This is a genomic window from Kitasatospora sp. NPDC058406 (assembly GCF_042722765.1).
GTDB lineage: Bacteria > Actinomycetota > Actinomycetes > Streptomycetales > Streptomycetaceae > Kitasatospora.
In genome coordinates this window covers 1-9,951 of sequence record NZ_JBHXKE010000295.1, presented here as the reverse complement: position 1 = coordinate 9,951, position 9,951 = coordinate 1, and the positions used below count along the sequence as shown (strand labels likewise).

At 77.2% G+C, this 9,951-nt stretch carries 2 protein-coding genes; both read left to right on the top strand.

The window, feature by feature from the left end; genetic code table 11:
- Nucleotides 1-3,426, top strand: a 3,426-nt coding sequence (locus ACFWOG_RS36125; RefSeq protein WP_380363604.1) for an SDR family NAD(P)-dependent oxidoreductase, incomplete at its 5' end; no start/stop codon positions are given.
- Nucleotides 3,427-3,505: 79 nt separating this feature from the next.
- Nucleotides 3,506-9,951: type I polyketide synthase (locus tag ACFWOG_RS36120; RefSeq protein ID WP_380363602.1), on the top strand; the 6,446-nt coding region annotated here is incomplete at its 3' end.

The following is a 9,951-nucleotide window of genomic DNA, read 5'->3' as shown; positions in this document are numbered from 1 at the left end:
ACCCACCACCGCACCCTCACCATCTCCTCCCGCCCCGAACACACCACCACCTGGACCCTCCACGCCACCGGCACCCTCACCACCCCACCACCGGCCACCGGGGCGGACCTGGTCGGCTGGCCGCCCCGGCGGGCCGAGGCGGTGGACCTGGACGGCCTCTACGACCGGTTCGCCGAGGCCGGCTACGACTACGGCCCCGCCTTCCGGGGCCTGACCGCCGCCTGGCGACGCGACGACGAGGTGTTCGCGGAGATCGCGCTGGACCCGCGCCAGCACGCCGACGCCACCGGCTGCACCGCGCACCCGGCCCTGCTGGACGCCGCGCTGCAGGCCAGCGCGCTGCTGACCGGTCAGGACGGGCAGGCCCGGCTGCCGTTCAGCTGGACCGGGGTGAGCGCCCACGCGAGCGGCGCGACCTCGCTGCGGGTCCGCGTGTCGGCGGACGGCCCGGAGGCGGTGCGGCTCGACGCGTACGACCTGGCGGGCCGCCCGGTCCTGACGGTGGACTCGCTGGTGCTGCGCCCGGTGGGAGCCGGCGCGTTCGCACCGGCGGCCGACGGGGACCGGCTGTTCCGGCTGGACTGGCAGGCCGTCGGCGGCGGTCCGGTCGGCTCCTGGGTCCCGCTCGACGCGTTCGACCCGACCGGCGGGGAGGAGCCCGTCCCGCCCGTGCTGTTCGCCGACTGCCCGACCGGTGACGGCACCGGCGCGGACGACGGCGGTACGGACGACAGCGGTACGGACGGCGGTGCCGGCGCCACCGGGAGCACCGACGGGCCCGATCCGGCGGCCCGTCTGCACCGCACGGTCGCAGGCGCCCTCGCGCTGGTCCGGAACTGGCTGGCCGCGGAGCGGTTCGCCGACTCCCGGCTGGTGCTGCGCACCGTCGGCGCGGTGCACACCCGCCCCGGCGACCGGCCGGTGGACCTGGCCCAGGCGGCGGTCTGGGGCCTGCTGCGCAGTGTGCAGAACGAGCACCCGGACCGCTTCGTCCTGCTCGACACCGAGCACCCCGGCATCCTGCCGAGCTCGCTGCCGCCCGAGGGCGAGAACCAGCTCGCCCTGCGCGGCTCGGAGTTCCTGGTGCCGAGGCTGGCCGCCGCGGCGCGCCCGGAGCTGCTGACACCCCCGCCGGGCGAGCCGCTCTGGCGGCTGGAGGCCACCGGTGACGGCACCCCGGAGGGCGTGGCGCTGCTGCCGTACGTGCCCGCGCCGCTGGGCGCCGGCGAGGTGCGGATCGCGGTCCGCGCGGCGGGCATGAACTTCCGGGACGTCGCGGTGACCCTCGGACTGACCCCGGACCAGCAGGGCCTGGGCAGCGAGGGCGCGGGCGTGGTGCTGGAGGTCGGCGCCGAGGTCACCGACCTGGCGCCGGGTGACCGGGTGCTCGGGATCTTCGGCTCGGCCTTCGGCCCCCGGGCGGTGGCGGACCGGCGCACGGTGGCGCGGATCCCGGACGGCTGGTCGTTCGCGCAGGCCGCCTCCGTGCCGGTCGTCTACCTGACCGCCTACTACGGCCTGTTCGACCTCGGCGGCCTGCGCCACGGGGAGTCGGTGCTGGTCCACGCGGCGAGCGGCGGAGTGGGCCTGGCCGCCGTCCAGCTGGCCCGGCACGCCGGGGCCGAGGTCTTCGGCACGGCGAGCGAGCACAAGTGGGGGGTGCTGCGCGAGGCCGGTCTGCCGGACGGACGGCTGGCCTCCTCGCGCACGCTGGAGTTCGCCGACCGGTTCCTCGCGGCCACGCTGGGACGCGGGGTGGACGTGGTCCTGAACTGCCTGGCGCGGGAGTTCGTGAACGCCTCGCTGCGGCTGCTGCCGGGCGGCGGGCGGTTCCTGGAGCTCGGCAAGACCGACATCCGGTCGGCCGAGCGGATCGCGGCCGACCATCCGGGGGTCGGCTACCGGGCCTTCGACCTGATGGAGGCCGGCCCCGAGCGGATCGGCGAGATGCTGACCGAGATCCTGGCGCTGTTCGACCGCGGCGTGCTCACCCCCCTGCCGCTGACCTGCTGGGACGTCCGCGAGGCGCCGCAGGCCCTGCGGCACCTGAGCCAGGCCCGGCACGTGGGCAAGAACGTGCTGCTGCTGCCCACCCCGCTCGACCCCGAGGGCACGGTGCTGATCACCGGCGGCACCGGCACGCTGGGCCGCCTGGTGGCCCGGCACCTGGTGACCGGGCACGGCGTGCGCCACCTGCTGCTGGCGAGCCGGCGCGGGCCGCAGGCCGAGGACGCCGGGGCGCTGGTGGCCGAACTGGCCGAACTGGGCGCGCGGGCCACGGTGGCGGCCTGCGACGTCGCGGACCGCGGCGCGCTGGCCGGGTTGCTGGCGGGCGTGCCCGGGGACCGTCCGCTGACGGCCGTGGTGCACACGGCCGGCCTGCTGGACGACGGGCTCGCCGAGTCGCTGACGGACGAGCAGTTGTCCCGGGTCCTGCGGCCCAAGGCGGACGCGGCGATCGCGCTGCACGAGCTGACCGCCGACGAGGACCTGGCGGCCTTCGTGCTGTTCTCCTCCGGCGCCGGCCTGCTCGGCACCCCCGGGCAGGCCAACTACGCGGCGGCGAACGCCGTCCTGGACGGCCTGGCGGTCCGGCGCGGGGCCGAGGGGCGGCCGGGGCTGTCCGTCGGCTGGGGCCTGTGGGAGGAGCGCAGCGCGCTCACCGAGCGGATCGGCGGCGCCGAGCTGCGCCGGATGGCCCGGGGCGGGGTGGGCGCGCTCTCCTCCGCCGAGGGCCTGGCGCTGCTGGACCTGGCGCTGGCCGGCCCGCACCCCTACCTGCTGGCGGCCCGGGTCGACCGGGCGGCGCTGCGCGCGGACGGGCCGTCGCTGTGGAGCGGGCTGGTCCGCCGTTCCAGGCCGCGGGCCGCGGTGGCCAGGCCGGGCGGGCAGGCCGCGAGCGGTCTGCTGGAGCAGCTCGCGACGCTGAGCGCCGCCGAGTCGCACCGGCTGCTGCTCGACCTGGTGCGCGGTCACGCCGCCGCCGTCCTCGGGCACTCCTCGCCGGAGCGGATCCGGCCGGCCCGCCCGTTCAAGGAGATCGGTTTCGACTCGCTGACCGGCGTCGAGCTGCGCAACCGCCTCGTGACCGCGACCGGGGTCCGGCTGCCGGCCGCCATGGTCTTCGACTACCCGACGCCGGAGGCGCTGGCCCGCCGGCTGGCGGCGAAGGCCGCCGAGCGCTCCCCCGCCGCGACCGCCGCGGACCCGGACGCCCTGCTCGCCGGTCTGGAGCAGTGGGAGGCCATGCTCGCGACGCTCGACCCCGAGGCCCCGGTCCGCGAGGAACTGGCGCGCCGGCTGCGCGAGGTGCTGGCGCGCACCGCGGAGCGCCCGCCGGCCGGGGCAGCGAGCGCCGACGCCATCGTCGCCGCGACCGACGACGAGATCTTCGCCTATCTCGACCAGCAGTTGGAGGGGCAGTGAGGCCTCCGCGCCCGACGGCGCGCGCACACGCCCCCGCGCAGGACTCCCCCCTCCTCAAGACGAAGGTGCAGGAAACCCCGTGAGCGACCAGAAGCTGCGCGACTACCTCAACCGCGTGACCATCGACCTCCAGCAGACCCGGGAGCGGCTGCGCGAGGCCGAGGCCAAGAGCCACGAGCCGATCGCCATCGTCTCGATGAGCTGCCGCTTCGGCGGCGGGGTGAGCACCCCGGAGGACCTCTGGGAGCTGCTGGCCGCCGACCGGGACGCGATGACCGGCCTGCCCGGCGACCGGGGCTGGGACCTGGGCGCGCTCGCGGCCGGCGGTTCCCCGGCGCGCGGCGCGTTCCTGGACGACGCGGGCGGCTTCGACCCGGCGTTCTTCGGGATCAGCCCGCGCGAGGCGGTCGCCATGGACCCGCAGCAGCGGCTGCTGCTGCTCGCCTGCTGGGAGGCCGTGGAGCGGGCCGGCATCGACCCGCACGCGCTGCGCGGGAGCTCCACCGGCGTCTACGTGACCGCCGTGGACCAGGGGTACGGCACGCTGGGGCAGAGCGCCCCGGAGGCCGTCAAGGGCTTCCTGATGACCGGCAACGCGATCAGCGTGCTCTCGGGCCGGGTCTCGTACGCGATGGGTCTGGAGGGCCCGTCGCTGAGCGTGGACACCGCCTGCTCGGCCTCGCTGGTCGCCCTGCACCTGGCCGCCCAGGCCCTGCGGTCCGGCGAGTGCTCGCTGGCGCTGGTCGGCGGCGCCAACGTGATGGCCCTGCCCGGCGCCTTCCTGGAGATCGCCCGGCAGGGCGGGATGGCGGCGGACGGCCGGTGCAAGCCGTTCGCGGCGGCCGCGGACGGCACCGGCTGGGGCGAGGGCGTCGGCGTACTGCTGGTCGAACGGCTCTCCGAGGCGCGGCGCAACGGCCACCCGGTGCTCGCCGTGCTGCGCGGCTCGGCCATCAACCAGGACGGCGCCAGCAACGGCCTGACCGCCCCCAACGGCCCCTCCCAGCAGCGGGTCATCCAGGCCGCGCTGGCCGACGCCGGTCTGTCCGGCGCCGACGTCGACGTGGTCGAGGGGCACGGCACCGGCACCACGCTCGGCGACCCGATCGAGGCGGACTCGCTGCTGGCCACCTACGGGCAGGGGCGCCCGGCGGACCGGCCGCTGTGGCTGGGCTCGCTGAAGTCCAACATCGGCCACACCCAGGCCGCGGCCGGTGTGGCGGGCGTGATCAAGATGGTGCTGGCGATGCGGCACGGGGTGCTGCCGCGCACCCTCCACGTGGACGCGCCCACCCCGCACGTCGACTGGTCGGCGGGGGACGTGGAGCTGCTGACCGAGGCACGGGACTGGCGGCCGGAAGGGCGCCCGCGCCGGGCCGGCGTCTCCTCCTTCGGGATGAGCGGCACCAACGCGCACGTGGTGCTGGAGGAGGCCCCGGCGGCGGAGCCCGCGCAGGCCGTGCCCGCCGGCCGGCCGGCGGCGGTGCCGTGGCTGGTCTCCGGGCAGAGCCCGGAGGCGCTGCGGGCCCAGGCGGCCCGGCTGGCCGCGCACCTCTCGGCCCGCCCCGAGCTGCGTCCGGTGGACGTCGGCCGCGCGCTGGCCACCACCCGGTCGGCCTTCGAGCACCGCGCGGCGGTGGTGGGCGCGGAGCCCGGCGACCTGCTGCGCGGGCTGACCGCCCTGGCCGAGGACGCCTCCGCGCCGGGCGCGGTGTCCGCCCGCGCGTTCGGCGACGGGCGGGACCGGACGGTGTTCGTCTTCCCCGGCCAGGGCTCGCAGTGGCTGGGCATGGCCCGAGAGCTGCTCGTCGAATCCCCGGTCTTCGCCCGCTCGGTGGCCGACTGCGCCGAGGCCCTGGAACCGCACGTGGGCTGGTCGCTCGTCGAGGTGCTGCGCGACGAGCCGGGCGCGCCGCCGCTGGAGCGGATCGACGTGGTGCAGCCGACGCTGTGGGCGGTGATGGTGTCGCTGGCCGCGCTGTGGCGCTCGTACGGCGTCGAACCGGCCGCCGTGGTCGGCCACAGCCAGGGGGAGATCGCCGCCGCCGTGGTGGCGGGCGCGCTGAGTCTGGCGGACGGCGCCAAGATCGTCGCACTGCGCAGCCGGCTCCAGCGGCCGCTGTCCGGCACCGGCGCGATGGCCACGGTGAACCTGCCGGCCGCGCGGGTGCGCGAGCGGCTGCGCCGCTGGGAGGGCCGGCTGTCCGTGGCCGCCGTCAACAGCCCGACCTCGGTGGTGGTCTCCGGCGACCCGGCCGAGCTGGCCGAGTTGCTGGCCGCGTGCGAGGCCGAGGGGATCCGGACCCGGCGGGTGGCCGTCGACGTGGCGAGCCACTCGGCGCACGTGGAGAGCGTGCGCGAGGAACTGTTGGCGGCGCTGGCCGACGTACGGCCGCTGGAGGGCCGGGTGCCGTTCCACTCCGCCGTCACCGGCGGGCGGCTGGACGCCGCCCGGTTGGACGCCGGCTACTGGTTCCGCAACCTGCGCGAGACCGTGGACTTCGACGCGGCCCTGCGTTCGGCGCTCGGCCACGACGGCGCGGCGCTGGTGGAGATCAGCCCGCACCCGGTGCTGGCCGTGCCGATGCAGGACGTGCTGGAGGACGTCGGGCACACCGACACCGTGGTGCTCGGCACGCTGCGCCGCGACGAGGGCGGGCTCGCGCGGCTCCTGTTCGCGCTGGCCCAGGCGCAGGTGAACGGCGTGCCGGTGGACTTCTCGCCGCTCTTCGACGCGCACCCGGGCGGCCCGGTGGAACTGCCCACCTACGCGTTCCAGTACCGCCCGTTCTGGCTGGACACCTCGGCCTCGCCGGTGGCGGCCGCCGACCCGGCCGACACCGACTTCTGGGCCGCCGTGGACCGCGAGGACGCCGACGCGGTGGCGGCGACGCTGGGCGTGAGCGCGGACGGCTGGCGCGAGGTGCTGGCACCGCTGGCCGGCTGGCGGCGCCACCGCCACGACCGGACCGTGCTGGACGGCTGGCGCTACCGGCTCGCCTGGCGCCGCCTGCCCGAGCCCGCGGCCACCGCGCCGCAGGGCACCTGGCTGCTGGTCAGCGGCGCCGGGGCGCCCGACGCGGACCCGGTGGGCGAGCGGCTGGCCGCCCTGCTGACCGCGGCCGGCGCCGAGGTGCTCCCGGTCTTCGTCGACGATCCCTCGGTCGACCGGGACACGCTGGCCGAGCGGCTGCGCGCGGCGCTGGAGGGCCGCCCCCGGCCGACCGGGGTGGTCAGCCTGCTCGGGCTGGACGACCGGGCGGTGCCCGGACTGCCCGCGCTCCCGGCCGGTCTGGCGGCGACCACCACGCTGGTGCAGGCCCTGCTGGAGCTGGACGCCGGGGCACCGCTGTGGTGCCTGACCCGGGGCGCGGTCGCCACCGGCGGAAGCGAGCGGCCGAGCCACCCGCTGCGGGCCCAGGTCTGGGGCCTGGGCCGGGTGGTGGCGCTGGAGCACCCGGCGCTCTGGGGCGGCCTCGTGGACCTGCCGCCCCTCGACGGGCCGTCGGCACGGGACGACGCGCGGGCGGCGGCCGACGAGCGGACGCGGGACGACGAGCAGGCGCTCGGGCGGCTGCTCGCGCTGCTGGCGGGCGACGGCGCCGAGGACCAGGTGGCGCTGCGCCCGGACGGGGTGTTCGCCCGCCGGCTGGTGCGGGCCGCCCAGGCCACGGCCCGGCGCGACTGGCGCCCGAGCGGCACCGTGCTGATCACCGGCGGCACCGGCGGCCTGGGCGCCCAGGTGGCCCGGCAGCTGGCCCGGACCGGCGCCGAGCACCTGGTGCTGGTCAGCCGGCGCGGCGAACGGGCACCCGGCGCCGCCGAGCTGGCCCGCGAGCTGGGCGTGCTGGGCTGCCGGGTCACCCTGGCCGCCTGCGACCTGGCCGACCTCACCGCGCTGCGCGCGCTGGTGGACGGGCTGGCCACGGCCGGCGACCCGGTGCGCGCCGTACTGCACACCGCCGCCGCCGTGCAGCTCGGCACCGTCCGGGAGCTCGGGCCCCAGGAACTGGCGGCCACCCTGGAGGCCAAGGCCCTGGGCGCGGCCCACCTCGACGAGATCTTCCGGGACACCGAGCTGGACGCCTTCGTGCTGTTCTCCTCGGTCTCCGGCGCGTGGGGCAGCGCGGACCACGGCGCCTACGCGGCGGCCAACGCCTACCTGGACGCGCTGGCCGAGCACCGGCGCGGCCGGGGCCTGGCGGCCACCTCGATCGTCTGGGGCATCTGGAGCGCGGCCGGCGGCGGGCTGGCCACCACCGAGCTGGAGCGCCAGCTGATGGAGCGGGGCATCCCGTTCCTGGACCCCCGGCTCGCGCTCGCGGGCCTGCAACGGGTGCTGGACGACGACGAGACGACCGTCCTGGTCGCCGATGTCGACTGGGCGCGGTTCGTGCCGGTCTTCACCTCGGTGCGGCCCAGCCCGCTGATCGCCGAGATCCCCGAGGTCAGGGCGCTGGCGGAGGCGGCCGAGGCCGAGCGGGGCGAGGACGGCGAGGCGGGCGCCGCGCTGCGCCGCGCCCTGCGCGGGCAGTCCGACGCCGAGGTGGACCGGATCCTGCTGGAGCTGGTCCGCCGGCACGCCGCCGACGTGCTCGGGCACGACTCGGTGGACGCCGTCACGCCCACCCGCGCCTTCCGCGAGCTGGGCTTCGACTCGCTGATCGCCGTCGAGCTGCGCAACCGCCTGAACGCGGCCACCGGCCTGCGGCTGCGCACCACCGTGGTCTTCGACCACTCCTCGGCACAGGCCCTGGCCACCGCGCTGCGCGGCGAACTGCTGCTCGACCGGGCGCGGCCGGAGCCCGCGTCGGCCGGCACCGCGGGCGACCCGGACGAACCGATCGCCATCGTCTCGATGAGCTGCCGCTTCCCCGGCGGGATCGACGAGCCGGAGAAGCTGTGGCAGCTGCTGCTGGACGGCGGCGAGGCGATCGGCGCGCTGCCCACCGACCGCGGCTGGCCCGCCGACCTGTACGACCCGGACCCGGACCGGGCCGGCCACTCGTACGTCAAGGAGGGCGGCTTCCTGTACGACGCGGGCGACTTCGATCCGGCGTTCTTCGGGATCAGCCCGCGCGAGGCGGTCGCCATGGACCCGCAGCAGCGGCTGCTGCTGGAGAGCTCCTGGGAGGCGCTGGAGCGGGCCGGTCTCGATCCGGCCGGGCTGCGGGAGAGCCGGACCGGGGTCTTCGTCGGCGTCAACTACCAGGACTACACCTCGATCGCGGCCGCCGGCGCGCCGGAGGGCACCGAGGGCCACCTGGTGGCGGGGGCCGCGGCCTCCGTCGTCTCCGGGCGGGTCTCGTACACGCTGGGCCTGGAGGGTCCGGCGATCACCGTCGACACCGCGTGCTCCTCCTCGCTGGTCGCCCTGCACCTGGCGGCGCAGGGGCTGCGCAGCGGCGACTGCTCGCTGGCGCTGGCCGGCGGCGTGGCCGTGATGGCCACCCCGGGCGTGTTCGTCGGTTTCTCGCGCCAGCGCGGGCTGGCCGCCGACGGGCGCTGCAAGGCCTTCGGTGCGAGCGCGGACGGCATGGGTCTGGCCGAGGGCGTGGGCGTGGTGCTGCTGGAGCGGCTCTCCGACGCGCGCCGCAACGGCCACCCGGTGCTCGCGGTGCTGCGCGGTTCGGCGGTCAACCAGGACGGTGCCAGCAACGGCCTGTCGGCGCCCAACGGGCTGGCCCAGCAGCGGGTGATCCGTCAGGCGCTGGCGAACTCCGGGCTGTCGGCCGCCGAGGTGGACGCGGTGGAGGCGCACGGCACCGGCACCACGCTGGGCGACCCGATCGAGGCGGACGCGCTGCTGGCGACCTACGGGCGGGAGCGGCCCGGGGACCGGCCGCTGTGGCTGGGTTCGCTGAAGTCCAACATCGGCCACACCCAGGCCGCCTCGGGCGTCGCCGGGGTGATCAAGAGCGTGCTGGCGCTGCGTCACGCCGTCCTGCCCAGGACCCTGCACGCGGACGAGCGGACCCCGCACGTCGACTGGTCGGCGGGCGCGGTCGAGCTGCTGACCGAGGCGCGCCCGTGGGAGACCGAGGACGGGCGCCCGCGCCGGATCGCCGTCTCGTCGTTCGGTTTCAGCGGCACCAACGCGCACGCCGTCCTGGAGCAGGCCCCCGAGGAGGCCGTCGCCCCGCCGCGGGAGCGCGCACCCGCCGAACTGCCCTGGCCGGTGTCGGCCAGGAGCGCGGAGGCGCTGGCCGCGCTGGCCGGCCGGCTCGGCGGGCAGCTGCGCGCCACCGGTGGCGATCCGGTGGACGTCGGCCACTCGCTGGCGACCGGGCGGGGTGCCTTCGAACACCGGGCGGTGCTGCTTGGCGGCGACCGGGCGGGCGCGCTGGCGGCGCTGGCCGCCGGCGGCCAGGACCAGCACCTCGTGCGGGGCGTCGCGGACGCCGGCGGCCGTCGGGTCTTCGTCTTCCCGGGGCAGGGCTCGCAGTGGGCCGGCATGGCCGTCGAACTCCTCGACACCGCACCCGTCTTCGCCGAGAAGATGAACCAGTGCGAACAGGCCCTCGC